This is a genomic window from Mycolicibacterium flavescens (genome assembly GCF_001722335.1).
In the GTDB taxonomy this organism is placed as follows: domain Bacteria; phylum Actinomycetota; class Actinomycetes; order Mycobacteriales; family Mycobacteriaceae; genus Mycobacterium; species Mycobacterium flavescens.
In genome coordinates, this window is record NZ_MIHA01000008.1 from 225870 (window position 1) to 249400 (window position 23531).

General features: G+C 68.1%; 23 protein-coding genes, 2 tRNA genes and 1 pseudogene. 19 read left to right on the forward strand and 7 right to left on the reverse strand.

Annotated features, from left to right (window positions below; translation table 11 throughout):
* The first annotated feature begins 7 nt into the window (after positions 1-7).
* Together acpS and BHQ18_RS13485 are read left to right on the forward strand one after the other, a co-directional pair.
* Complete coding sequence (gene acpS, locus BHQ18_RS13480; RefSeq protein WP_069414116.1) at positions 8-400, forward strand: holo-ACP synthase AcpS; 393 nt, start codon at positions 8-10, stop codon at positions 398-400.
* A gap of 101 nt (positions 401-501) precedes the next feature.
* Positions 502-1848, forward strand: coding sequence for a dipeptidase (locus BHQ18_RS13485; protein ID WP_069414117.1), 1347 nt, complete (start codon positions 502-504; stop codon positions 1846-1848).
* On the opposite strand, the gene bcp is transcribed toward BHQ18_RS13485, so the two are convergent.
* Positions 1825-2298 (reverse strand): thioredoxin-dependent thiol peroxidase, encoded by a 474-nt coding sequence (gene bcp / locus BHQ18_RS13490; RefSeq protein WP_069414118.1) that lies wholly within the window; start codon positions 2296-2298, stop codon positions 1825-1827. The two genes, BHQ18_RS13485 and bcp, sit on opposite strands and share 24 nt — an antisense overlap.
* Positions 2299-2410: 112 nt before the next feature.
* Between bcp and BHQ18_RS13495 the strand changes: the two genes are divergently transcribed.
* The gene (locus BHQ18_RS13495) at positions 2411-2638 is read left to right on the forward strand and encodes a DUF3618 domain-containing protein (RefSeq protein WP_069414160.1); all 228 of its coding nucleotides are present in this window, start codon (positions 2411-2413) and stop codon (positions 2636-2638) included.
* Between the two features lie 539 nt (positions 2639-3177).
* Here the strand turns inward: BHQ18_RS13495 and BHQ18_RS13500 are convergent.
* A tRNA-Lys gene (locus BHQ18_RS13500) sits at positions 3178-3250 on the reverse strand.
* 174 nt (positions 3251-3424) lie between these two features.
* Between BHQ18_RS13500 and BHQ18_RS13505 the strand changes: the two genes are divergently transcribed.
* Positions 3425-4642 (forward strand): L,D-transpeptidase, encoded by a 1218-nt coding sequence (locus tag BHQ18_RS13505; protein WP_084294044.1) that lies wholly within the window; start codon positions 3425-3427, stop codon positions 4640-4642.
* A gap of 66 nt (positions 4643-4708) precedes the next feature.
* Here the strand turns inward: BHQ18_RS13505 and BHQ18_RS13510 are convergent.
* Positions 4709-4781: transfer RNA gene (locus BHQ18_RS13510), tRNA-His, on the reverse strand.
* Positions 4782-4815: 34 nt separating this feature from the next.
* Positions 4816-5463 (reverse strand): oligoribonuclease, encoded by a 648-nt coding sequence (orn, locus tag BHQ18_RS13515; RefSeq protein ID WP_069414119.1) that lies wholly within the window; start codon positions 5461-5463, stop codon positions 4816-4818.
* 113 nt (positions 5464-5576) lie between these two features.
* Here orn and BHQ18_RS13520 point away from each other — a divergent pair, with 113 nt between their 5' ends.
* Positions 5577-7175, forward strand: a complete 1599-nt coding sequence (locus BHQ18_RS13520) for a helicase HerA-like domain-containing protein (RefSeq protein WP_069414120.1) — start codon at positions 5577-5579, stop codon at positions 7173-7175.
* 81 nt (positions 7176-7256) lie between these two features.
* Here the strand turns inward: BHQ18_RS13520 and cmrA are convergent, their stop codons facing one another.
* Positions 7257-8063, reverse strand: a complete 807-nt coding sequence (cmrA, locus tag BHQ18_RS13525; RefSeq protein ID WP_069414121.1) for a mycolate reductase — start codon at positions 8061-8063, stop codon at positions 7257-7259.
* Positions 8064-8089: 26 nt separating this feature from the next.
* Between cmrA and BHQ18_RS13530 the strand changes: the two genes are divergently transcribed.
* Complete coding sequence (locus tag BHQ18_RS13530) at positions 8090-9421, forward strand: MFS transporter (RefSeq protein WP_069414122.1); 1332 nt, start codon at positions 8090-8092, stop codon at positions 9419-9421.
* On the opposite strand, the gene BHQ18_RS13535 is transcribed toward BHQ18_RS13530, so the two are convergent.
* A complete protein-coding gene (locus tag BHQ18_RS13535) occupies positions 9418-10224 on the reverse strand; it encodes an MmpS family transport accessory protein (RefSeq protein ID WP_084294049.1) in 807 nt (268 codons plus the stop codon). The two genes, BHQ18_RS13530 and BHQ18_RS13535, sit on opposite strands and share 4 nt — an antisense overlap.
* A 154-nt stretch (positions 10225-10378) precedes the next feature.
* On the opposite strand from BHQ18_RS13535, the gene BHQ18_RS13540 reads away from it, so the two are divergent.
* From BHQ18_RS13540 to BHQ18_RS30120, 3 genes are all read left to right on the forward strand, one after another.
* Positions 10379-12223: an alpha/beta hydrolase family protein gene (locus BHQ18_RS13540; RefSeq protein WP_069414124.1), complete on the forward strand. Its 1845-nt coding sequence runs from the start codon at positions 10379-10381 to the stop codon at positions 12221-12223.
* A 91-nt stretch (positions 12224-12314) separates the two neighbouring features.
* The gene (locus tag BHQ18_RS13545) at positions 12315-12524 is read left to right on the forward strand and encodes a hypothetical protein (protein WP_069414125.1); all 210 of its coding nucleotides are present in this window, start codon (positions 12315-12317) and stop codon (positions 12522-12524) included.
* A gap of 39 nt (positions 12525-12563) precedes the next feature.
* Positions 12564-12716 (forward strand): hypothetical protein, encoded by a 153-nt coding sequence (locus tag BHQ18_RS30120; RefSeq protein ID WP_165614560.1) that lies wholly within the window; start codon positions 12564-12566, stop codon positions 12714-12716.
* Here BHQ18_RS30120 and BHQ18_RS13550 read toward each other — a convergent pair.
* Complete coding sequence (locus BHQ18_RS13550) at positions 12713-13327, reverse strand: SACE_7040 family transcriptional regulator (protein WP_069414162.1); 615 nt, start codon at positions 13325-13327, stop codon at positions 12713-12715. The two genes, BHQ18_RS30120 and BHQ18_RS13550, sit on opposite strands and share 4 nt — an antisense overlap.
* 99 nt (positions 13328-13426) lie before the next feature.
* On the opposite strand from BHQ18_RS13550, the gene BHQ18_RS13555 reads away from it, so the two are divergent.
* The 10 genes and pseudogenes from BHQ18_RS13555 to BHQ18_RS13600 all read left to right on the forward strand — a co-directional run.
* Positions 13427-14977: a carboxyl transferase domain-containing protein gene (locus BHQ18_RS13555; protein WP_069414126.1), complete on the forward strand. Its 1551-nt coding sequence runs from the start codon at positions 13427-13429 to the stop codon at positions 14975-14977.
* A gap of 4 nt (positions 14978-14981) precedes the next feature.
* A complete protein-coding gene (locus BHQ18_RS13560) occupies positions 14982-16976 on the forward strand; it encodes an acetyl/propionyl/methylcrotonyl-CoA carboxylase subunit alpha (RefSeq protein ID WP_069414127.1) in 1995 nt (664 codons plus the stop codon).
* On the forward strand, positions 16973-18133 hold the full coding sequence (locus BHQ18_RS13565) for an acyl-CoA dehydrogenase family protein (protein WP_069414128.1): 1161 nt from the start codon (positions 16973-16975) through the stop codon (positions 18131-18133). The genes BHQ18_RS13560 and BHQ18_RS13565 overlap by 4 nt, the downstream gene beginning before the upstream one ends.
* The gene (locus BHQ18_RS13570; RefSeq protein WP_069414129.1) at positions 18130-18618 is read left to right on the forward strand and encodes a MaoC family dehydratase; all 489 of its coding nucleotides are present in this window, start codon (positions 18130-18132) and stop codon (positions 18616-18618) included. The genes BHQ18_RS13565 and BHQ18_RS13570 overlap by 4 nt, the downstream gene beginning before the upstream one ends.
* The gene (locus BHQ18_RS13575) at positions 18618-19436 is read left to right on the forward strand and encodes an HpcH/HpaI aldolase/citrate lyase family protein (protein WP_069414130.1); all 819 of its coding nucleotides are present in this window, start codon (positions 18618-18620) and stop codon (positions 19434-19436) included. The genes BHQ18_RS13570 and BHQ18_RS13575 overlap by 1 nt, the downstream gene beginning before the upstream one ends.
* Before the next feature lie 100 nt (positions 19437-19536).
* The gene (pdhA, locus tag BHQ18_RS13580; RefSeq protein ID WP_069414131.1) at positions 19537-20640 is read left to right on the forward strand and encodes a pyruvate dehydrogenase (acetyl-transferring) E1 component subunit alpha; all 1104 of its coding nucleotides are present in this window, start codon (positions 19537-19539) and stop codon (positions 20638-20640) included.
* Position 20641: 1 nt separating this feature from the next.
* Positions 20642-21697 (forward strand): alpha-ketoacid dehydrogenase subunit beta, encoded by a 1056-nt coding sequence (locus tag BHQ18_RS13585; protein WP_069414132.1) that lies wholly within the window; start codon positions 20642-20644, stop codon positions 21695-21697.
* Complete coding sequence (locus tag BHQ18_RS13590) at positions 21694-22866, forward strand: dihydrolipoamide acetyltransferase family protein (RefSeq protein ID WP_069414133.1); 1173 nt, start codon at positions 21694-21696, stop codon at positions 22864-22866. Before BHQ18_RS13585 ends, BHQ18_RS13590 begins: the two co-directional genes overlap by 4 nt.
* 17 nt (positions 22867-22883) lie before the next feature.
* The gene (locus BHQ18_RS13595; RefSeq protein WP_069414134.1) at positions 22884-23264 is read left to right on the forward strand and encodes a YchJ family protein; all 381 of its coding nucleotides are present in this window, start codon (positions 22884-22886) and stop codon (positions 23262-23264) included.
* 41 nt (positions 23265-23305) lie between these two features.
* Positions 23306-23531: pseudogene (locus BHQ18_RS13600) on the forward strand (hypothetical protein); the annotation flags it as partial.

Consider the following 23531-nt stretch of genomic DNA (forward strand, 5'->3'; position numbering starts at 1 on the left):
TCTGCGCATGGCGATAGTCGGGGTCGGGATCGACCTGGTCTCGATACCCGACTTCGCCGAGCAGGTCGACCAGCCCGGCACGGTGTTCGCCGAGACGTTCACGCCGGGGGAGCGCCGCGACGCCGCGGACAAGAGTTCGTCGGCCGCACGGCATCTGGCTGCCCGCTGGGCGGCCAAGGAGGCCGTGATCAAGGCGTGGTCGGGGTCGCGGTTCGCCAAGCGGCCGATGCTGCCCGAGGCCATCCACCGCGACATCGAGGTCATCAGCGACATGTGGGGGCGGCCGAAGGTGCGGTTGTCCGGCGCGATCGCCGAACATCTGCGCGACGTCACCATCCATCTGTCGTTGACCCACGAGAACGACACCGCCGCGGCTGTCGCGATCCTCGAGGAACGCTGAGGCCTTCTTCGGCGAGCAGACACAAACTCGCACACTTCGCGGCGGGTTCGTGCGATTCCGCGTCTGCTCGCGGGGGGTGGTGACCCGTTAGTCTCGACGCCATGAGCGATCTGGTGCAGCGGGTGCGTGAGGTGTTGCCGTCGGTGCGTCGCGATCTGGAGGATCTCGTGCGCATCGAATCCGTGTGGGCCGACCCGGCGCGCCGCGGTGAGGTGCAGCGCAGCGCCGACGCGGTGGCGAAACTGTTGACCGAGGCGGGTTTGCGCGATGTGCAGATCGTCGCCGAGGGCGGTGCCCCCGCGGTGATCGCGCGGCATCCCGCGCCGCCCGGCGCGCCGACGGTCCTGCTGTACGCCCACCACGACGTGCAACCCGAGGGCGACCCGGCGCAGTGGGACACCCCGCCGTTCGAGCCGACCGAACGCGACGGGCGACTCTACGGCCGAGGCACCGCCGACGACAAAGCCGGGATCGCAACACATCTGGCGGCGTTCCGGGCACACGGCGGCAACCCGCCCGTCGGCGTCACGGTCTTCGTCGAAGGTGAGGAGGAGTCGGGTTCACCGTCGTTGTCGCGGCTGCTGGCCGCCCACCGCGACACGCTGGCCTCCGATGTGATCGTCATCGCCGACTCCGACAACTGGAGCACCGAGGTGCCGTCGCTGACCGTGTCGTTGCGTGGGCTCGCCGACTGCGTGGTCGAGGTGGCCACGCTCGACCACGGCCTGCACTCGGGGTTGTGGGGCGGTGTGGTGCCCGATGCGCTGAGCGTGCTGGTGCGGCTGCTGGCCAGCCTGCACGACGACGACGGCAACGTCGCGGTCGACGGGCTGCACGAGACCACCGCCGCCGACGTCGACTACCCGCCCGAGCGGGTCCGCGAGGAGACCGGCCTGCTGCCCGGGGTGTCCGAAATCGGTTCGGGTACTGTGCCGCAACGGTTGTGGGCCAAACCGGCGATCACGGTGATCGGTATCGACACCACGCCGATCGGCAAGTCGTCGAACACGTTGATCCCGCGGGCCAGGGCCAAGGTCAGCATGCGGGTGGCGCCCGGCGGCGACGCGGCCGAACACCTGGCGGCGCTGACCCGGCACCTCGAGACGCACGTGCCGTGGGGTGCGCAGGTCACCGTCACGCCCGGCGACCTCGGTCAGCCGTACGCCATCGACGCCAGCGGCCCGGTGTACGACGCCGCGCGCGAAGCGTTCCGGACCGCGTGGGGCGCCGAACCCGTCGACACCGGTGTGGGCGGGTCGATCCCGTTCATCGCCGAGTTCGCCGAGGCGTTCCCGTCGGCCAAGATCCTGGTCACCGGCGTGGAAGACCCTGCGACACAAGCGCACAGCGTCAACGAGAGCCTGCACCTGGGCGTGCTCGAGCGCGCCGCGGTCTCGGAGGCGCTGCTGCTGGCGAACCTGGGCTCAGAGCGCCAGGTCGCGCCGTAGCTTGGCGACGTGCCCGGTGGCTCGCACGTTGTACTGGGCCACCTCGATCTTGCCCTTCTCGTCGACGACGAACGTCGACCGGATGACGCCCTGAACGGTCTTGCCGTACATGGTCTTCTCGCCGTAGGCGCCCCAGGCCGTGAGCACCTCGCGGTCCGGGTCGGACAGCAGGGGGAACGTCAGGTTCTCCTTGTCGCGGAACTTGGCGAGCTTCTCGGGCTTGTCGGGGGAGATGCCGACAACGTCGAACCCGGCGCCGTCGAGCTCGCGCAGGTTGTCGCGGAAGTCGCACGCCTGCTTGGTGCAGCCCGGCGTCGACGCCGCCGGATAGAAGTAGACGATCACCTTGCGGCCCTTGTAATCGGACAGCTTCACGGTGTTGCCGTCGGCGTCGGGCAGGCTGAACGCGGGGGCTTTGTCACCAACCTCGAGTCGCGGAGTCTGTGGCACGCGTGGGCATCCCTTCTGTCGACCGGTGCGCTGCTGTGCGCGCGGGCTGCTCTAGGGTAGATCGGCAGGCCCCGTCCGGGGAGCAGCGACTGACAGCGGCATGGAGGCGCACGTGGCGGACCGCGATCCCGAAACCATCAAGCGGGACATCGATCAGGCGCGCGAACAGCTTGCGGTGACGGTGGACACCCTCGCCGAGCGGGCCAACCCCAGCCGGCTGGCCGACGACGCGAAGGCCGCGGCCGTGCGTTTCGTCACTAAACCGGCTGTGGCGGTGTCGCTGGCGGGCGTTGGAGCGCTCGCGCTGATTCTTGTGGTGCGCCGGATCCGGCAGCGCTGAGCGTCAGCGCCTGCGCGCTGAACGGAACCAGTCGGCCAGGGAGAAACCCGGGGGATTGGCGACTCGGCCGAGCCTGCTGCAGGTGTGGACCGCGACGGGGCTCTGGGCAGCGACCTCGTCGGAAGCACCGGCGCCCGCTGCACCCGTCGCAGAGTAACCACCCATCGGCGACATCAGCTAAGTCCTCGTTTCCCGTAGGCCACCACGCTCAGTTACGAGGCGGTGGCGTTCTAGCTAATCAGACCCTAGCAGACGTACCCGTGCCGACACAGTTCAAAACCTGAAAATCCACTTAGCGGAGATCTTGCTTGTATCGGTGTATGTGCTGGCTGAGCATTGCATACCGACTGGGATGGCCATTGCAGCACGTCCTTCGTTCGCAAAACTAAGAACCATAGGATAATTTACAAATTGGTAAGTGGCAACCAAATCACACGTTGCCGGCACTTGTGGCCGCGCACACGGCCCAGCGAGCCGCAGAAAAAGCAAAAGACGCGACCGCGGCGGTGGCCACGATCGCGTCTTCCTCAGAGCCTGAGTGCGCCGTCAGGGTTTCGAACCCCGGACCCGCTGATTAAGAGTCAGCTGCTCTACCAACTGAGCTAACGGCGCGCGTGTGAGACAATAACAGGCCTCGTGGGGGAGGGTGAAATCCCGTGCCCAGGCGGCCCCGCGACGGTCATCGAAGGCCTCCCGGAAGCGACGTCGCCGTCGCTCCCGCGGTGGATTTTGCCCGTAGACTGGGGCCTTAACAATCGATTTCTGATCTGCGAGGTGGAGTTAGTTATGTGGCGAGTCCGCTCAGTGGCCCGTCCGCGTCGCCGTGCCTGGCTGATCGCCGGCGCGCTGATCCCTGCCGTGATGCTCGGGTTGACCTCGTGCGGGTCCAACAGCACACCGGCGCAGCCGCAAGTCATCGCCGACAAGGGCACACCCTTCGGCGATCTGCTCGTGCCCAAGCTCACCGCCTCTGTCACCGATGGCGCCGTCGGCGTCCCGGTCGACTCGCCGGTCACCGTCAGCGCCGAGGACGGCGTGCTCGGCCCGGTCAGCATGCGCAACGAGGACGGGAAGGTCATCTCCGGTGCGGTCAGCCCGGACGGGTTGAGTTGGTCGACCACCGAACCGCTGGGCTACAACAAGCGTTACACCCTGACGGCCGAGTCGCTGGGCCTCGGCGGGGCCACCAGTCGGAAGATGTCGTTCGAAACGCATTCGCCGGAGAACCTGACCATGCCCTACGTCCTGCCCAACGAGGGCGAGGTCGTCGGGGTCGGGCAGCCGATCGCGATCCGGTTCGACGAGAACATCCCGAACCGGGTGGCCGCGCAGAAGGCCATCAAGGTCAAGACCACCCCGGAGGTGGAGGGCGCGTTCTACTGGCTCAACAACCGCGAGGTGCGCTGGCGCCCGAAGGACTACTGGAAGCCCGGCACCAAGGTCGAGGTCGACGTCAACACCTACGGCGTGGACCTCGGCGACGGTCTGTTCGGTCAGGACGACGTCAAGACCACGTTCTCGATCGGCGACCAGGTCATCACCACCGTCGACGACAACACCAAGACGCTGACCGTCAAGCGCAACGGCGAGGTGATCAAGACCATGCCGGTGTCGATGGGCAAGAACAGCACACCGACCAACAACGGCGTCTACATCGTCGGCGACCGGCTGTCGCACATGGTGATGGACTCGTCGACCTACGGCGTTCCGGTCAACTCGCCCAACGGGTATCGCACCGAGGTCGACTGGGCCACCCAGATCTCCTACAGCGGCATCTACGTGCACGCCGCGCCGTGGTCGGTGGGCAGCCAGGGCTCGAGCAACGTCAGCCACGGCTGCATCAACGTCAGCACGAGCAACGGCAAGTGGTTCCACGACAACTCCAAGCGCGGCGACATCGTCGAGATCGTCAACACCGTCGGGACGACGCTGCCGGGCACCGACGGCCTCGGTGACTGGAACATCCCGTGGGAGACGTGGAAGGCCGGCAACGCCAACCTCTGAGGCGGTTGGCGTCTCAAGCAACAAAAAGGGTCAGGGAGCGGATGATTCCGCTCCCTGACCCGTTTGGGTGGCTGACGGGACTCGAACCCGCGACAGCCAGGATCACAACCTGGTGCTCTACCAACTGAACTACAGCCACCATTGCCGCGTCGTGCGATGCGGCGACGTCGATACTAGCCGCTCGGACGCTGCGCAGCCGAATCGATATCCTTCGCGTCGCCGTCCGGCGGGCCGAGTTCCTCGGCGATGGCCGCAATATCGCTGGTCGACGGTCCGGGCGGCGGTACGAACGCGGTGCGCCGGTAATACTGCAACTCGCGGATCGACTCGTGGATGTCGGCCAGCGCGCGGTGCGCCAGGCCCTTTTCCGGCTGGCCGAAGTAGATCCGCGGATACCAGCGGCGGCACAGTTCCTTGATCGAGCTGACGTCGATCATCCGGTAGTGCAGGAAGTCGTCGAGCTTGGGCATGTCGCGGGCGATGAACCCGCGGTCGGTGGCGATCGAGTTGCCCGCCAGCGGAGCCGTCTTGGCCTGCTTGACGTGTCCGCGGATGTAGTCGAGCACCAACTCCTCGGCCTCGGCCACGGTGACCGTGGAGGCCCGCACCTCCTCGATCAGGCCCGACCGCGTGTGCATGTCGGTGACCACCGGGATCATCGCCGACAACGCCTCGTCGTCCGTGTGAATCACCACGTCGAGGCCTTCACCCAGGATGTTGAGGTCAGCGTCGGTCACCAAAACCGCGATCTCGATGAGCCGGTCGTGCTTGAGGTCCAGCCCCGTCATCTCGCAGTCAATCCACACCAGTTCGTCACGCACGATCTGTTCTTCCCGTCGCTTCGCTCGCCACGACGCTCACAGTAAGCCTTACCGCCGTCCGTGGCCTGCTGCACCCGCCCCTGCCGCGCACGGCGCGAAGTAGGGTGCCTGCCATGACCAGTGAGCCGGCCACCAGCCCCGCACAGCAGATCGCCGCAGGTTACGCCGCTGAAGGCGCCGCCCTGGAACTCGGCACCGTAGTCGTCGACGGCGCCTGTGACCCGTCCGCGCGCGTCCGGATTCCGTTGGCGACGGTCAACCGGCACGGGCTGATCGCCGGCGCCACCGGTACCGGCAAGACCAAATCGCTGCAGGTGCTCGCCGAACAGCTCTCGGCGGCCGGGGTGCCGTGCGTGATGGCCGACATCAAGGGCGACCTCTCCGGGCTGGCGCGCCCCGCGGCGGCCGACGCGAACATCGAAGCGCGCGCCCACGACACCGGCGACGACTGGACCCCGAAGTCGTATCCCGTCGAGTTCCTCTCGCTCGGCACCACCGGAATCGGCGTCCCCGTGCGCGCGACCGTCTCCAGCTTCGGGCCGATCCTGCTGTCGAAGGTGCTCGGGCTGAACGCCACCCAGGAGTCGACGCTGGGGCTGATCTTCCACTGGGCCGACCAGAAGGGTCTCTCGCTGCTCGACCTGAAGGATCTGCGCGCGGTGATCCAGTACCTCACCAGCGACGAGGGCAAGCCCGAACTCAAGGCGCTGGGCGCGGTGTCGACCAGCACAGCCGGGGTGATCCTGCGCGCGCTGGTCAACCTCGAAGCCGACGGCGGCGACACGTTCTTCGGCGAACCCGAACTCGAACCCGACGACCTGCTGCGCGTCGACGACCAGGGCCGCGGGATCATCACCCTGCTCGAACTCGGCAGCCAGGGCACGCGGCCGGTGATGTTCTCCACGTTCCTGATGTGGGTGCTCGCCGACCTGTTCACGTCGCTGCCCGAAGTCGGCGACCTCGACAAGCCCAAGCTGGTGTTCTTCTTCGACGAGGCGCACGTGCTGTTCTCCGACGCGTCCAAGGCGTTCCTCGAACAGGTCGAACAAACCGTCAAGCTGATCCGGTCCAAGGGCGTCGGCGTGTTCTTCTGCACCCAGCTGCCCACCGACGTCCCCAAAGACGTGCTGTCCCAACTCGGTGCGCGGATCCAGCACGCGCTGCGGGCGTTCACCCCCGACGACGAGAAGGCATTGACCAAGACCGTCCGTACCTACCCGAAAACCAGTGTGTACGACCTGAAGTCGGCGCTGACCTCGTTGGGTATCGGTGAGGCTGTGGTGACCGTGCTCTCGGAGAAGGGGATACCGACCCCGGTCGCCTGGACGCGGATGCGCGCGCCGCGCTCGCTGATGGACACCATCGGGACCGACGCGATCACCGCAGCCGCGAAAGCCAGTCCGCTGCAGGCAGAGTACGGCCAGACCATCGACCGCGAGTCGGCCTATGAACGGCTCAACGCGAAACTGGCCCCACCACCGGAGCCCGAGCCTGTTCCTGTCCCGCAGTACGACGAGGCCCTGCCGCCTCCGTTGCCCCCGGTCGCCGGTGAGGTGCGTTCGCCCGGCACCGCCGAGCCTTCGATGATGGAGAAGGTCGTCAACAGCCCGGCGTTCAAGAGCGCGATGCGCTCGGCGGGAACGGTGATCGGCCGCGAGATCACCCGCAGCATCTTCGGTACCGGGACCCGTCGCCGGCGCCGCCGCCGCTAGCCCGTTGCGCCGAAACTGTATTCCAGCAGCGAAAGTGCGAGATAACCCCTGCTGGAATGCAGTTTCGCGGAAAAAAGCTGATTAGCCGCCGCCGAGTTTCTTGTACACCGCGCCGACGATCGGCGTCACGATCGCCCGCGGGGTGTAACCGGCCGCCACCGACATCGCCTTCGACGTCACCCCGGGCACGATGCGCATCTTGTTGCGCTCCAACGCATCCAGCGACTGCTTGGCGGTGTACTGGGTGGAGATCCACAGGAAGTCGGGGATCAGCTTCTCCACCAGCGACTGTTCGTCCTCCGAGGGCAGCGTCTCACGCACCGGGCCGGGGGCGAGCAGCGTCACATGCACACCGACCTTCTTGAGCTCACCGCGCAGCGACTCGCTGAACGTGTTGACGAACGCCTTCGTCGCGGCATAGGTCGCGTTGTTCGGGATCGGCGAATTGCCCGCTGCCGAACCGGAAATCAGGATCCCGCCGGCCTTGCGTTCGACCATCCCGGGCAACACCGCGAGCACCAGGTCGTGCACGCCGAGGACATTGAGCTGGACCTGCGCCTTCTCGTCGGCGGGATCCAGCGACGACACCGGCCCGAACGTCGCGGTGCCGGCGTTGGCGCACAGGATCGAGATGTTGCGAGTGGCGAGTTCGTCGCACAGCTTGGTGCGGTCGGTCGGATCGGCCAGGTCGGTCGGGCGCACCTCGACCGTCACGCCGTACTGCGCGGTGATCCGATCGGCCAACGCGCGCAGCACCTCCTCGCGGCGCGCGGTGATGATCAGATGGTGCCCGCGAGCGGCGAGTTCGAGGGCCAGTGCCTCACCGATGTTCTGGGACGCACCGGTGACGACGGCGCGGGCGTCGGCGCTGGGAGCGGGGACTGACATGGGCCGGACTATATCGTGGGCGGACCATGACCGAGGCACCCGATTCGACCCGTCCGTCCGCCCGGATCGGGGGTCGCAAGCAGATCGTCGCGTGGGCCCTGTGGGACTTCGGGGCGACGGGCCTCAACGCCATGGTCGTGACGTTCGTGTTCTCGGTCTACCTGACCAGTGCCGTCGGCGACGACCTGCCCGGCGCCGCCAGCCCGGCCAGTTGGCTTGGCTGGGCGCTGGGACTGGCCGGACTGGTGGTCGCGCTGCTGGCTCCGGTCACCGGCGTCTGGGTCGACGCGCCCTGGCGGCGCCGACGGGTGCTGGCGGTGCTGAGCGCGCTGGCTGTCGTCCTGACCGCGGCGATGAGCCAGATCCGCGACGACTACCACTACCTGCTTCCGGGCCTGCTGCTGCTGGCCGCCGCGTCGGCGTGCAACGAACTGGCCACAGTGCCCTACAACGCGATGCTGCGTCAGCTGTCCACCCCGCAGACCTCCGGGCAGATCTCCGGAATGGGTTTGGGGCTGGGCTATCTCGGCAGCGTCGTGCTCCTGCTCATCGGCTACTTCGGGTTCATCGCCGGCGACGGTGACACCCGCGGACTGCTCGGCATCGCGGCCGCCGACGGTGAGAACATCCGCGCCGTCATGGTGCTGACCGCCGTGTGGTTCGGGTTGTTCGCACTGCCGGTGCTGATCGCGGCGCCCAGCGAGCCGCGCGACCCCGCCCGGGAACGCCCCGGGCTCGGCTTCTTCGGCGGCTACCGGGTGCTGTGGTCGGAGATCGTCAGCGAGTGGCGCCGCGACCATCACGTCGTCTACTACCTGATCGCGAGCGCGGTGTTCCGCGACGGGCTGACCGGCATCTTCGCGTTCGGCGCGGTGCTCGGCGTCAACGTCTACGGCATCTCCGGCGCCGACGTGCTGCTGTTCGGGGTGAGCGCCAGCACGATCGCGGCGATCGGCGCGGTCATCGGAGGCCTGCTCGACGACCGGTTCGGCGCCAAACCCGTCATCGTCGTATCGCTGGCGTCGATGATCGCCGTCGGATCGACCCTGATGGTGCTCGACGGGCCGATGGCGTTCTGGGCCTGCGGGTTGGCGCTGTGTCTGTTCATCGGCCCGACGCTGTCGGCGGCGCGCACGTTGATGCTGCGGCTGTCGGCCGACGGCAAGGAGGGCGTGGCGTTCGGCCTGTACACCACCACCGGGCGGGCGGTGTCGTTCCTGGCGCCGGTGTTGTTCTCGGTGTTCATCGCGATCTTCGGGACCGACCGCGCCGGGATGGGCGGCCTTCTGGTGGTGCTGGCCGCCGGCCTGCTGGCGATGCTGGCCGTGCGGGTGCCCAGAACCGGGGAAAGCCGCTAACGGTTACCGGTGCAGATCGTCAGGCCCGCGCCGGTGCGCTGCTGGACCATCTGGCCGTCGACGGTGATCGAGCAGTTCACCTCGCGACCGACGTTGATGATGCTGACGCTGGCCGAGGAGGCGGCGGGCTCGGTCAGCTCCACCTCCTTGCTCCACGGCAGCAGCACGTTGAACTCGGTCTGCAGCAGGCCACCGCTGTCGACGTAGGTGATGTTGATCGCCCGCCCGGTGCCGCTGACGACGTAGACGACGGTCTGGGTGACGCCCGGGGTCGTACGGCCCGGCACTGACGGCGTGGTCGGCACCGTGGGCACCGTCGGCGCGCTCGGCACGGTGGGCCGCGGGAACCGCGGCGTCGTGGTCGGTGTGCGCGGAACCGTGGGCCGGGACGTGGTGAAGCTGGGTTCGGCCATCGGCGGCGGCGCGACGACCGTCTCCTGGCGCGAGCTGTTGACGATGACCAGCGCGATCACCAGCCCGATCACGGTCAGCACCGCGACACCGGCCAGCAGCCACAGCCACCGCGGCGACTTGGGGTCCTCGGGAGGTTGGTTGGGTTCGCCCGGCGGGTAGGGCGGCGACCCGCCGTAGCCGGTCGCGTAGGGGTCGTACCCGTACTGGCCGTACGGCGGCAACTGCTGGGTCGGCGCGGGGCCCGGCGGCTGGTAGGTGGGGCCGTAGGCCTGGCTGGCGTACGCCGGGTCGTTGTAGGCGGACGGGTCGCCGGAGTGGGCGTAACCCCCGTCGTCGCGTCCGCGGTACCCCGTTTGCTCGTCGCGGCCGCGGCCTGGTGTGTCGGTCATGCCCACCTCATGGCTGCGAGGGTACCCGGGCACCTGGTCGACACCCCGGATCCGCCGCCCACCAGCGAGGAGACACACCGGTCGGCGAGCGACTTGCCGGGCATGCAGAATTGGACCGGTGGGAGAGCAGGTCCGTCGGGTATACGGCGCGTCGATGTCACCGGACGCGACGGCGTTCGCGCATCTCGTCGACGACGGCGGTTTCCCTCGCGCCGTGCAGCGCTTCCTGCGCGGCTGGCGGGCCAGCTCGTCGCGCGACGTCGAACTTCCGATCGACGGCCCGGTCACCCGCGTCCTGCATTCCGCCGACGGGCACTGGCTGGCCTGCGAGGTGGCGCCAGACGGCAGCACCCGAACCCAGATCTGGGTGGTCACAACCGATCCCGACGACCGCGATGCGCGTCGCATCGACTCGTGGGATCCGGGATCGCCGGAGGGCACGGCCGAACTGATCAATTGGGACGGCGCGCGGGTGGCCGCGATCCTGACCGGAGACGACGGCGTGGGCACGTCGGTGCTGATCGATCCGGGCACCGGGGAAACCGTTGTGCTCGACAGACGGTCGGGCGGGCGCCTGGTCGACGCCTGGGCCGGCTCGGCGCTGGTGCGGGTCGGCCCGCGCGGCTACCGGGATCTCATCCTGCTGCGGCGCGGCACCGAAACGGCTTTGCTGCCTTATGATCCGGGCTCGACGACCGACACCGGCATCATCCTCGACGACCATCAGCCGCGGCGCCTGCGGTCGGGTCTGGAGGGCGAGACCACCAAGCTCTACCACCCGGCGGGCACGCTCGAACCCGGCGACGCCGACGGGTATGTGCGCGCCCTGGTCCGCAGCGAGAACGGCGCCGAACACGCGCGGCTCCTCGAGGTCACCATGACGCCCGACGGTGTCGCCTACCAGATCATCGCCGAACGTCCCGGCTGCGAACTCGACGAGTTCACCGTCAGCGACGACCTGTCGACGGTCGCGCTCCTGTGGAACCTTCACGGCGCCAGCGAATTACAGATCCTCAAACTTGCGGACCTGACGCTGCAGCCGCCGATCCCGCTGCCCGGGATGGTGGCCAGTCAGCTGAGCATCAGCGCTGGCGGCTCGATGCTGGCGATGACCGTCGAGGGCCCGTCCACCCCGCCGACCGTGGAACTGGTCGATCCCCGCACCCGCGAATGGGAGCCCGTCGACCGCGAACCCAGCACCGGACCGGTCACCGCCGACCCGACGCTGGAGACCGTCGTCGCCCGCGACGGCCTGGAGTTCACCGGGTGGCTGTTCCGTCCTCGCGACGGAGTGCCGACGATCGGCGCGATGCTGTTCCTGCACGGCGGTCCCGAGGGTCAGGGCCGACCGGGCTACAACGAGTTCTTTCCCGCCCTGCTCGAAGAGGGCATCAGCGTGTTCCTGCCGAACGTCCGCGGCTCGGGCGGCTTCGGGCGGAGCTTCATGCACGCCGACGACAAGGAGCGGCGGTTCGCGGCCATCGACGACGTCGCCGACGCGGTGGCCTACCTCGTCGACAACGGGGTCGCCCCGGCCGACCGCATCGCGTGCTGCGGGTGGTCGTACGGCGGTTATCTGACGCAGGCCGCGCTGACGTTCCACCCCGATGACTTCGCCGCCGGGATCAGCATCTGCGGGATGAGCGATCTGAACACCTGGTACCGCAACACCGAACCGTGGATCGCGGCGGCCGCATATCCGAAGTACGGCCACCCGATCGGCGACCGGGATCTGCTCGAGAAGCTGTCACCGCTGCAGCGGGCCGACGCGATGACTGCGCCCCTGCTGCTGGTGCACGGCGGCAACGACACCAACGTCCCGCCGACCGAATCGCTGCAGATGTTCGACGCGTTGACTGCGCTCGACCGCAGGGTGGAACTGCTGATGTTCGACGACGACGGTCACGAGATCGACAAGCGCGAAAACCGGGCCGTACTGGTCAAAGCCATGCGCGAGTGGCTGATTGCCGCCTTTGCGCGAGCGCAGAACCAGTCGTAACCGAATCGTCGCCCGGCCCCAGGTTTGGACAAATTGTCTGCCGGGTAAACACGCTGCGCACGCGCCAGTTCACTGACAAAGGAGGCGCAGCATGCGAGGTGGCGGAATCCTCGGCGTACTTGTGCTCATCTGGTTGTTGATCGGTGTCGTCGCGGCTTATCAGCGCGGCTACTTCTCATCCAATGAAACCAATTGCGCGACAGCGGGAAGCATCGCCCTGACGGTGGTGGCGGGGCCGTTGAACTACGCGGGTGTCAACCCGAAGGTCGAGAACTGCAACCTGCCCGAACCCAGCCAGTAACCCACTGGCGGTTAACGATTCACGAGAAATGGAGTGGTTATGATAATCCTCGGATTGATTCTCGCCGTGATCGGTTATTTCACGGTCCCGGCCATCATGTACATCGGCATCGTGTTGATGGTCATCGGGGCGGTGTTCTGGATCCTCGGATCCGTCGGACGCCCCGTCGGTGGCAGGCGCGCCTGGTACTAACGCTTTGACGTCGGACCGGCCGAGGTCAACGCCGCAACGGTCATCCTTTTCAGGACGGCCCGCGGGTTGGCCTCGGCCGTTTTCGTCGTCGCGGGTTTGAGCGCGTGCGGGGTGGAGTTCATCAGGCCGAACACCGCGTGAGCCATCACCCGGGCGTCAGCCTCACTCAGCGACCGGGTCAACCGGCACAGCACCTCGACCCAGATCTCGACGTACTGGCGCTGAGCCTTGCGGACCTGCCGCTTGGCCGCGGTCGGCAGGTTCGCCAGGTCTCTGTCCTGGATCCGGATCAGATCTGATTCGCCGAGCGCGAAGTCCAGGTGGAATTCGATCAGGCCGTCGAGCGCATCCGCGGGGCCGGCCGCCGCGTCGACGACCTCCCTGGCGCCGGCCAGCAGCCGGGTGCTGATCCCGACGAGAAGTTCGACCAGCAGCGCCTCTTTGTTGGGGAAGTGGCGGTAGATCGCCGGGCCGCTGACCCCAGCCGCGGCGCCGATGTCCTCCAGCCGCACCGCGAGGTAACCCCGCTCGGCGACCAACCGTTCGGCGGCGGCGATCAACTGGGACCGGCGGTCGGACTTCGCGCGACTGCGCCGGGTGTTCGCAGGAATAGCGGACACGAAGCGCCTCCCGCCGCTGTGGACATTCCGGTTAATCGTGACTAACATCCTACGAGTTAGTCGTCATTAACTCAATCGAACGGGTCACCGATGACACCGCGCGCTTCCTACCGCGATGAGCATCTAGCTCTGGTCGGCGAACTGCGTACGAAGCTGGCCGCTGCGGCGCTCGGCGGACCGGAACGCGCCCGCGAACGCCACGTCAGCCGCGGCAAGCTGCTGCCACGTGACCGGGTGGACAGCCTGCTCGACCCCGGCAGTCCGTTCCTGGAGTTGACGCCGCTGGCGGCCGACGGCATGTACGACGACGAATGCCCGGGTGCGGGGATCATCACCGGCATCGGCAGGGTCTCCGGCCGAGAGTGCGTCATCGTCGCCAACGACGCCACCGTCAAGGGCGGCACCTACTATCCGATCACCGTCAAAAAGCACCTGCGCGCCCAGGAAGTGGCCGGCCAGAACCGACTGCCGTGCATCTACCTCGTCGACTCCGGCGGTGCCTTCCTGCCGCGCCAGGACGAGGTGTTCCCGGACCGCGACCACTTCGGCCGCATCTTCTACAACCAGGCCACCCTGTCCGCGCAGGGCATTCCGCAGATCGCCGCGGTGCTGGGCTCGTGCACCGCGGGCGGCGCCTACGTGCCGGCGATGAGCGACGAAGCCGTCATCGTGCGCAACCAGGGCACGATCTTCCTCGGCGGCCCGCCGCTGGTGAAGGCCGCGACCGGTGAGGTGGTGACGGCCGAAGAACTGGGCGGCGGCGACCTGCACTCGAAAACCTCGGGCGTGACAGACCATCTCGCACACGACGACCGCGACGCTCTACGCATCGTGCGACGCATCGTCGGCACGCTCGGCCCGCGCACCCCGCTGCCGTGGGACGTCGCGCCGACGGTCGAACCGGCAGCCGACCAGACCGAGCTCTACGACGTCGTCCCGATCGACTCACGGGTGCCCTACGACGTGCACGAGGTGATCACCCGCATCGTCGATGGCGGCGAATTCGCCGAGTTCAAAGCCGAATACGGCAACACCCTGGTCACCGGGTTCGCCCGCATCCACGGTCATCCGGTCGGCATCATCGCCAACAACGGTGTGCTGTTCGGTGAATCGGCGCTCAAGGGAGCGCATTTCATCGAGCTCTGTGACAAGAGGTCCACCCCGCTGGTCTTCCTGCAGAACATCTCCGGCTTCATGGTCGGGCGCGACTACGAGGCGGGCGGGATCGCCAAGCACGGCGCAAAGATGGTGACCGCAGTGGCGTGCGCGCGGGTACCGAAGCTGACCGTGGTGATCGGCGGGTCGTACGGGGCGGGCAACTACTCGATGTGCGGACGCGCGTATTCGCCGCGCTTCCTGTGGATGTGGCCCAATGCCAGGATCTCGGTGATGGGCGGCGAACAGGCGGCGTCGGTGTTGGCGACCGTGCGCGGTGACATGACCGCCGAGGAAGAAGAACAGTTCAAGGCGCCGATCCGCGCCCAGTACGAACACCAGGGCAACCCGTACTACTCGACCGCCCGGCTCTGGGACGACGGTGTGATCGATCCCGCTGACACCAGAACCGTTCTCGGGCTGGCGCTCTCGGTCGTCGGGCAGGCGCCGCTCGAACCGGTTTCCTACGGCGTCTTCCGGATGTGATGACATGACCTTCCACACTGTCCTGGTCGCCAACCGCGGTGAGATCGCGGTGCGGGTCATCGGAACGCTGCGCCAGATGGGCATCCGGTCGGTGGCCGTGTTCAGCGCAGCAGACGCCGGGGCCCGCCACGTCGCCGAGGCCGACGTCGCGGTGAACATCGGCGGCGCCGCGGCCCGCGACAGCTACCTCAACATCGACGCCGTCGTGTCGGCGGCCCGTCGCACCGGCGCTCAGGCGGTGCACCCCGGTTACGGATTCCTCTCGGAAAACGCACAATTCGCCGCTGCACTGCAGTCTGCCGGGATCACGTTCATCGGGCCGCCGGTCGGGGCCATCGAAACCATGGGCGACAAGATCGCGGCCAAGGCGGCGGTGTCGGCGTTCGGTGTCCCGGTGGTTCCGGGCATCTCGCGACCGGGCCTGACCGACGACGACCTGATCGCCGGTGCCGCCGAGGTGGGTTTCCCGGTGCTGGTGAAGCCGTCGGCCGGCGGCGGCGGCAAGGGCATGCGGGTGGTGCACGAGGCGTCCGAACTGCCTGCCGCGCTGGTCTCGGCACGGCGCGAGGCCGGTGCGGCCTTCGGCGACGACACGTTGTTTCTCGAACGTTTCGTGCTGAACCCGCGCCACATCGAGGTGCAGGTGCTCGCCGACGCGCACGGCACCGTCGTGCATCTGGGGGAGCGCGAATGCAGCCTGCAGCGGCGGCATCAGAAGGTCATCGAAGAAGCGCCGTCGCCGCTGCTCGACGAGGCCACCCGCGCGCGGATAGGCGCCGCGGCCTGTGACACCGCCCGCAGCGTCGACTACACCGGCGCCGGCACCGTCGAGTTCATCGTCTCGGCCGACCGGCCCGACGAGTTCTTCTTCATGGAGATGAACACGCGCCTTCAGGTCGAGCACCCGGTCACCGAGATGGTCACCGGAATCGACCTCGTCGAACAGCAGGTGCGGATCGCCGCCGGGGAGAAGCTGTCGTTCGGCCAGGACGACGTCACGCTCACCGGGCATGCCATCGAGGCCCGCGTGTACGCCGAGGACCCCGGCCGCGGCTTCCTGCCCACCGGCGGACCGGTCCTCGACCTCGCCGAACCGAGCGGCCCGGGCATCCGGGTCGACTCCGGATTGGCGCGCGGATCGGTGGTCGGCAGCGACTACGACCCGATGCTGTCGAAGGTGATCGCCTACGCCGACGACCGTGCCGGTGCGCTGCGCACCCTGGACCGCGCGTTGGCCGGTACCTCGGTTCTCGGCGTCACCACGAACGTCGAGTTCCTGCGGTTCCTGCTCGCCGACCCGGACGTCGCGGCGGGCCGTCTCGACACCGGCTTGTTGGACCGGCGCAGTCCCGATTTCGCGCCCGCGGCGGCCACCGACGCCGAACTCGTCGCGGCCGCCGCCTACCGGTGGCTGTCGGCCTGGCCCGCGCGGACCGGTGACCTGTGGGCCGCCCCGTCGGGCTGGCGGATGGGCGCCCGGGCCGCCACCACCTACCGGCTGCGCTCGGGTGAGCGCACCGACCACGTCCACCTGACCGGCACCCCGCAGCACGCCGAAGCGGTCGTCGAAGACGGCGAAAGCCGTTCGCTGTCAGCGGTGTTGGACGGTGGCCGGCTGTCGGTGGGGTACGACGATGTGCGCGTCGACTACCTCGTCGCCGGCGACGACGGCCGGATCTGGTTGGCCGGCGCGGGTCGCACCGTGATGGTCGAGGAAGTCCGCGAGGCGCCGGTGCGGCCCGACGACGCGCACAGCGGCGACGCCGAACTGACCAGCCCGATGCCGGGTTCGGTGGTGGCCGCCGGTGTCGCCGACGGCGACCGGGTGGGTGCGGGTGCGGTCGTGGTGACCGTCGAGGCCATGAAGATGGAACACGCGTTGACCGCTCCGGTCGACGGCGTGGTGGAATTGCTTGTCGCCGTGGGCGATCAGGTCAAGGTGGGACAGCTGCTGGCCAAGGTCACCGCAGATCCCGCCGTCGAGAAGGAAGAATCATGACGGACTTTATGGCGACGGGGATGCTTCCCGATCACTATGAACAACTGGCGAAGACGGTCCGCGACTTCGCCCAGAGCGTGGTGGCGCCGGTGGCGGCCAAACACGACGAGGAGCACTCGTTCCCGTACGAGGTCGTCGCCGGCATGGCCGACATGGGGTTGTTCGGGTTGCCGTTCCCCGAGGAGTACGGCGGGATGGGCGGTGACTACTTCGCGCTGTGCCTCGCGCTCGAGGAACTCGGCAAGGTCGACCAGAGCGTGGCGATCACGCTCGAAGCCGGGGTGTCACTGGGTGCGATGCCGGTGTACCGGTTCGGCAACGAGGAGCAGAAGCAGGAGTGGCTGCCGCTGCTGGCCAGCGGTAAGGCGTTGGGCGCGTTCGGTCTGACCGAGGCGGGCGGCGGTAGCGACGCCGGCGCGACCAAGACGACCGCGCGCCTCGACGACGGCCACTGGGTGATCAACGGCTCCAAGCAGTTCATCACCAACTCGGGCACCGATATCACCAAGCTTGTCACCGTCACCGCGGTGACCGGCGAGGTGGGCGGCAAAAAGGAAATCTCGTCCATCCTGGTGCCGGTGCCCACCGAGGGCTTCACCGCCGAACCGGCGTACAACAAGGTGGGCTGGAACGCCAGCGACACCCACCCGCTGAGCTTCGACGACGTGCGGGTGCCGGAGGAGAACCTGCTCGGCGAGCGGGGCCGCGGATATGCGAACTTCCTGCGCATCCTCGACGAGGGCCGCATCGCGATCGCCGCGCTGTCGGTCGGCGCGGCGCAGGGCTGCGTCGACGAATCGGTCAAGTACGCCAAGGAACGCGAGGCGTTCGGCGCCGCGATCGGCAGCTACCAGGCGGTCGCGTTCAAGATCGCGCGGATGGAGGCCCGGGCGCACGTCGCCCGCACCGCCTACTACGACGCGGCCGCGCTGATGCTGGCCGGCAAGCCGTTCAAGAAGGCGGCGTCGATCGCCAAGATGGTGGCCAGCGAGGCGGCGATGGACAACGCCCGCGACGCCACGCAGATCTTCGGCGGATACGGCTTCATGAACGAGTACTCGGTGGCGCGGCATTACCGGGACAGCAAGATCCTCGAGATCGGTGAAGGCACAACCGAAGTCCAGTTGATGCTGATCGGGCGGGAGCTGGGGTTGTGACTGAGAAGAAGGTAGTCGTTCAGCGCGGGCTGTGGTTCGAGGAGTTCGAGACCGGCGTGCTGTATCAGCACCGGCCGGGCCGCACCATCACCGAAGCCGACAACGTGCTGTTCACGACGTTGACGATGAACACCCAGGCCCTGCACCTCGACGCCGCGTTCGCCGACGCGCTGCCGCCGTTCAACGCCCGGCTGGTGAACTCGATGTTCACGCTGTCGACTCTGGTCGGCCTGTCGGTCACCCAGCTGACCCAGGGCACGATCGTCGGCAACCTGGGCTTCGGCGAAATCGCGTTCCCCAAGCCGCTGTTCCACGGGGACACGCTCTACGCGGAGTCCGAGGTGCTCGACAAACGCGAGTCCAAGAGTCGGCCGGGGGAGGGCATCGTCACGTTCTCCCACGTCGGCCGCAACCAGCACGGTGACATCGTCGCGACCGCGTCGCGCAAGACGATGGTGCGCAAACGTCCGGAGGGAGAGGCGTAGTGGCGTTGACGTCATCGGGCCCGGCGTGGCTGTTCTGCCCGGCCGACCGGCCTGAACGGTTCGAAAAGGCCGCCGCCGCAGCCGATGTGGTGATCCTCGACCTGGAGGACGGAGTCGCCGCCAAGGACCGCGAGGCCGCACGCGCGGCGTTGCTGCAGACGCGTCTGGACCCGACCCGGACGGTGGTCCGCGTCAACCCGAGCGCCACCCCCGACCACCAGCTCGACCTCGAGGCACTGGCCAAGACCGAGTACACCACCGTCATGCTGGCCAAGACCGAGGACCCGCAGCAGGTGCGCGACCTCGTACCGTTCGACGTGGTGGTGCTGATCGAAACCCCGCTGGGCGCGCTCGCGGTCGCCGACCTGGCGCGCATCGAGAACGCATACGCATTGATGTGGGGGGCCGAGGATCTGTTCGCGGTGACCGGCGGAACCGCCAACCGCTACCCGGACGGCAGTTACCGCGAGGTGGCCCGGCATGTCCGGTCGCAGACGCTGCTGGCCGCGAAGGCGTACGGCCGGCTGGCGCTGGACTCGGTGTACCTCGACATCAAGGATCTCGACGGGCTGCGCGGCGAGGTGGACGACGCGGTCGCGGTCGGGTTCGACGTCAAGGTCGCGATCCATCCCTCGCAGGTCGCGGTGATCCGGGAGGGTTACACACCGACCGCCGAACAGGTGCAGTGGGCGCGACACGTGCTCGCGGCCGCCCGCGATGCCCGGGGCGTCTTCCAATTCGAAGGCATAATGGTGGATGCCCCAGTGCTCCGGCGAGCCGAGCGCATCGTCGCGTTAGCGCCACACCCCGGCGACTAGCCGACACCCCCGCACCCGGGGGTCTGCTCCAACCGCCGCCGCGCTGAGCACCTCAGTCGCCTGGTGGCGCGATCCGCCGCCAGTGACCCTAGGAGGCGGTATGGCTGGGCCTGTTCAGGCACCGTTGGAGACGCTCGACGTCGACGTGGAGCCCATCGGGCTGGTCGGCCCGGACGGGACACCGACCGGCTCGAGCGCCCGGTACCGCCGCGATCTTCCATCCGAGACGCTGGCCTGGCTCTACGAGCTGATGGTCGTCACCCGCGACCTCGACGGCGAGTTCGTCAACCTGCAGCGCCAGGGCGAACTGGCGCTGTTCGCGTCGTGCCGCGGCCAGGAGGCCGCCCAGATCGGCGCCGCGGCGTGTCTGCGCAAAACCGACTGGTTGTTCCCGCAGTACCGCGAGATCGGGGCGTTTCTGCTGCGCGGCATCACCCCGGCGCAGATCGGCGCGGTGTGGCGCGGCAAGTGGCACGGCGGTCTCGGGTTCACCGAGAAGTGCGTCGCGCCGATCGCCATTCCGATCGGCACCCAGGGACTGCACGCGGTCGGCGCGGCGATGGCCGCCCAGCGGCTCGGTGAGGACTCCGTGACGTTGGTGTTCCTCGGCGACGGCGCCACCAGCGAAGGCGACGTGCACGAAGCGTTGAACTTCGCGGCGGTGTACCGGGCGCCGTGCGTGTTCTTCGTGCAGAACAACCAGTGGGCGATCTCGGTGCCGGTCACCAAGCAGCACGCGGGACCGTCGATCGCCCACCGCGCCGCCGGATACGGCATGCCGGGGGTGCGGGTCGACGGCAACGACGTGTTGGCCTGCTTCGCGGTGACCGCCGAAGCCGCGCAGCGCGCCCGCGACGGCGGGGGACCGACGCTGATCGAAGCGGTCACCTACCGGATGGGCCCGCACACCACCTCCGACGACCCCACCCGGTACCGCGACGAGCAGGAGGTCCGGATGTGGGCGGCGCGCGACCCGATCGCGCGATACCGCACCTACCTCACGTCGGAGGGGGTGTGGACCGAGCGGCTCGAGGAGCGGGTCCGCGCCAAATCGAGGCGGTTGTGCGCCGAGCTGCGCGACGTCGTGGTCGGCGCAGACGATTTCGACGTCACCGAGATGTTCGACACGGTCTACCACGACATCACCCCCGACCTGGTGGCCCAGCGCGAACAGCTGGCGGCCGAACTGGCGAAGGAGCTCTGAGATGACCCAGATCATCGACCGGCCCACCCGATACGACGACGACGACGCCTACGGTCCGCTGCTCGCACCGGCCGAGGCGCCCACGCTGACGATGGTGCAGGCGATCAACCGGGCGCTGCGCGACGCGATGGCCACCGACGACCGCGTCCTGGTCTTCGGCGAGGACGTCGCCACCCTGGGCGGGGTCTTCCGGGTCACCGAGGGACTCGCCGAGACCTTCGGTGAGGAGCGGTGTTTCGACACCCCACTGGCCGAATCGGGGATCATCGGAATCGCGATCGGGATGGCGATCCGAGGGTTCCTGCCGGTCCCCGAGATCCAGTTCGACGGTTTCGCCGCGCCTGCCTTCGACCAGATCGTCAGCCATCTGGCCAAGTACCGGATGCGCACGCGTGGCGACGTCGACATGCCGGTCACCATCCGCATCCCGTCGTTCGGCGGGATCGGCGCCGTCGAACACCATTCCGAATCGACCGAAAGCTACTGGTTGCACACCGCCGGGCTCAAGGTCGTCGTGCCGTCCACACCGTCGGACGCCTACTGGCTTCTGCGCCAGTCCATCACCAGCCGCGACCCGGTCATCTACCTCGAGCCCAAACGCCGGTACTGGGCCCGCGAACCCGTCGATACCAGCGCGCCGGGTCTGCCGCTCGGCCGCGCGGCGATCCGCCGGCCCGGCTCCGACGTCACCGTGGTGACCTACGGTCCGCTGGTGGCGACCGCGGTGAGCGCGGCGGAACTCGCTGCCGAACACCACGGTTGGAGCATCGAGGTGGTCGACCTACGCTCACTCAATCCGCTCGATTTCGACACGGTCGCCGATTCGATCCGCCGCACCGGACGCGCGGTGGTGATGCACGAAGGACCGCGCACGCTGGGGTTCGGCGCCGAACTCGCGGCCCGGATCACCGAGGAGTTGTTCTATGACCTCGAGGCACCCGTGTTGCGCGCCACCGGATTCGACACGCCGTACCCGCCGGCCCGGCTGGAGAAGCTGTGGCTGCCCGGTGTCGACCGGCTCCTCGACTGTGTCGAACGCACGCTGGGGCAGCCATGACCGCCATGGAGTTTCTGGTACCCGACCTCGGCGAGGGACTGGAGGACGCGACGATCACCGAGTGGAGTGTCGCGGTCGGTGATGACGTCGTACTGAACCAGACGCTGTGCACGGTCGAAACCAACAAGGCCGAGGTGGAGATCCCCAGCCCGTACGCGGGTCGCATCGTCGAACTCGGTGGCCGCGAAGGCGAGACGCTGCCCGTCGGGACGCTGCTGGCCCGCATCGAGACCGATGCCGAACCACCCGCCGAGAAGCGCAAACCCGTTCTGGTCGGATACGGCGCCGACGACGCAATGGATTCCAGCCGTCGCGCGGCCGCTCCGCCGCCGCATCGTGCCCGGGCTCGCGCCAAGCCGCCGGTGCGGAAACTGGCCGCCGACCTCGGCGTCGACCTGGGCGCCGTCACCGGATCGGGCCCCGACGGGGTGATCACCCGCGAAGACGTGCTCGCGGCGGCGGGGCGGTTCACGCCGGACACGGTTGCCGTGCGTGGGGTGCAGGCCGAGATGGCAAGGCGAATGACTTTGTCGCGCAGGGAGATCCCTGATGCGCACGCCCGCGTCGAGGTCGACGGGACCAGCCTGCTGCGACTGCGGGACCGGCTGGCTGACCACGTCGACGACTCTTCCGTCACACCGTTCGTGCTGGTGTTGCGGTTGCTGACGATCGCGCTGACCCGCCACCCGTCGTTGAATGCCACCTGGGTGGAAACCGTCGACGGCCCGCAGATCCATCTGCATTCGGCCGTGCACCTGGGTTTCGGTGTGGCCGCGCCGCGGGGTCTGCTGGTGCCGGTGGTCAACGACGCGCATCGTCTGACGACGCGGGACCTCGCCGCCACGGTGGCCCGGTTGATCCGGGAGGCGCGAGCGGGCACGCTGGCGCCGACCGAGCTGCAGGGGTCGACGTTCACGGTCTCCAATTTCGGTGCGCTAGGTCTGGATGACGGTGTGCCGGTGATCAACTACCCGGAAGCGGCGATCCTCGGAATCGGCTCGCTCAGAGAACGCGCGGTCGTCGTCGACGGCGCCGTCGCCGCCCGCCCGACGATGAACCTCACGTGCGCGTTCGACCACCGCATCGCCGACGGCGCGCAGGTGGCGGCGTTCCTGCGCGACCTGCGTGACCTGATCGAGCACCCCGAAACCGCACTGCTCGACCTGTAGGCGGCATGATCTCTGCCATGGCGGCGAGCAGTAGATGTCCGTGCGGCAGTGACCGGCCCTATCCGGCCTGCTGCGAACCGCTACATGACGGTGTGCGTACGGCCACGACCGCCGAGGAACTGATGCGGTCGCGGTACTCGGCATTTGCAAAGGGGCTCCCGGACTATCTCTTTCGGACCTGGCACCCCCGCACTCGACCGGCCGAAGTCACCGTCGACCCGGACGTGAGCTGGCGCGGACTGGCCATCAGTGACGTGGTCGCCGGCGGTGCCGACGATGCGCAGGGCGAAGTGGAATTCGTTGCACACTATGTGCGGGCCCGACAACCCGAAACACTGCGCGAACGCAGCCGATTCGAACGCCGCACGGGCCGCTGGTTCTACGTCGAGGCTGTCTAGCGGCCGGCTTTTTTGTCGGACCGTGTTGGCATGATGCGGGTATGTCTTCGGCGACGGCTTGTGGTGATGCTCCGGCGGTGAGTCGGGTTGATCGCTTGTTGCAGTTGTATGACCGGTTAGCGGAGTTGTGCGGGCAGCGAAACGCCATCGATGCTCAGGTCGTGGAGATTGTCGCCGAGATCGATCGTGACGGATTGTTGGGCGCCGCCCCCGGGGTCAAGTCGCTCAAGGCTTTGGTGGCCTGGAGGTTGGGCATGTCCGAAGCCA

Excerpts from the sequence above, each read along its gene's own strand:
- BHQ18_RS13585 (WP_069414132.1), top strand. The coding sequence starts at position 20,642 with ATGACCCAGATCATCGACCGGCCCACCCGATACGACGACGACGACGCC.
- BHQ18_RS13590 (WP_069414133.1), top strand. The coding sequence starts at position 21,694 with ATGACCGCCATGGAGTTTCTGGTACCCGACCTCGGCGAGGGACTGGAG.
- pdhA (WP_069414131.1), top strand. The coding sequence starts at position 19,537 with ATGGCTGGGCCTGTTCAGGCACCGTTGGAGACGCTCGACGTCGACGTG.
- BHQ18_RS13530 (WP_069414122.1), top strand. The coding sequence starts at position 8,090 with ATGACCGAGGCACCCGATTCGACCCGTCCGTCCGCCCGGATCGGGGGT.
- BHQ18_RS13540 (WP_069414124.1), top strand. The coding sequence starts at position 10,379 with ATGTCACCGGACGCGACGGCGTTCGCGCATCTCGTCGACGACGGCGGT.
- BHQ18_RS13555 (WP_069414126.1), top strand. The coding sequence starts at position 13,427 with ATGACACCGCGCGCTTCCTACCGCGATGAGCATCTAGCTCTGGTCGGC.
- acpS (WP_069414116.1), top strand. The coding sequence starts at position 8 with ATGGCGATAGTCGGGGTCGGGATCGACCTGGTCTCGATACCCGACTTC.
- BHQ18_RS13595 (WP_069414134.1), top strand. The coding sequence starts at position 22,884 with ATGGCGGCGAGCAGTAGATGTCCGTGCGGCAGTGACCGGCCCTATCCG.
- BHQ18_RS13485 (WP_069414117.1), top strand. The coding sequence starts at position 502 with ATGAGCGATCTGGTGCAGCGGGTGCGTGAGGTGTTGCCGTCGGTGCGT.
- BHQ18_RS13560 (WP_069414127.1), top strand. The coding sequence starts at position 14,982 with ATGACCTTCCACACTGTCCTGGTCGCCAACCGCGGTGAGATCGCGGTG.
- BHQ18_RS13535 (WP_084294049.1), bottom strand. The coding sequence starts at position 10,224 with ATGACCGACACACCAGGCCGCGGCCGCGACGAGCAAACGGGGTACCGC.
- BHQ18_RS13565 (WP_069414128.1), top strand. The coding sequence starts at position 16,973 with ATGACGGACTTTATGGCGACGGGGATGCTTCCCGATCACTATGAACAA.
- BHQ18_RS13520 (WP_069414120.1), top strand. The coding sequence starts at position 5,577 with ATGACCAGTGAGCCGGCCACCAGCCCCGCACAGCAGATCGCCGCAGGT.
- BHQ18_RS30120 (WP_165614560.1), top strand. The coding sequence starts at position 12,564 with ATGATAATCCTCGGATTGATTCTCGCCGTGATCGGTTATTTCACGGTC.
- BHQ18_RS13545 (WP_069414125.1), top strand. The coding sequence starts at position 12,315 with ATGCGAGGTGGCGGAATCCTCGGCGTACTTGTGCTCATCTGGTTGTTG.
- cmrA (WP_069414121.1), bottom strand. The coding sequence starts at position 8,063 with ATGTCAGTCCCCGCTCCCAGCGCCGACGCCCGCGCCGTCGTCACCGGT.
- BHQ18_RS13505 (WP_084294044.1), top strand. The coding sequence starts at position 3,425 with ATGTGGCGAGTCCGCTCAGTGGCCCGTCCGCGTCGCCGTGCCTGGCTG.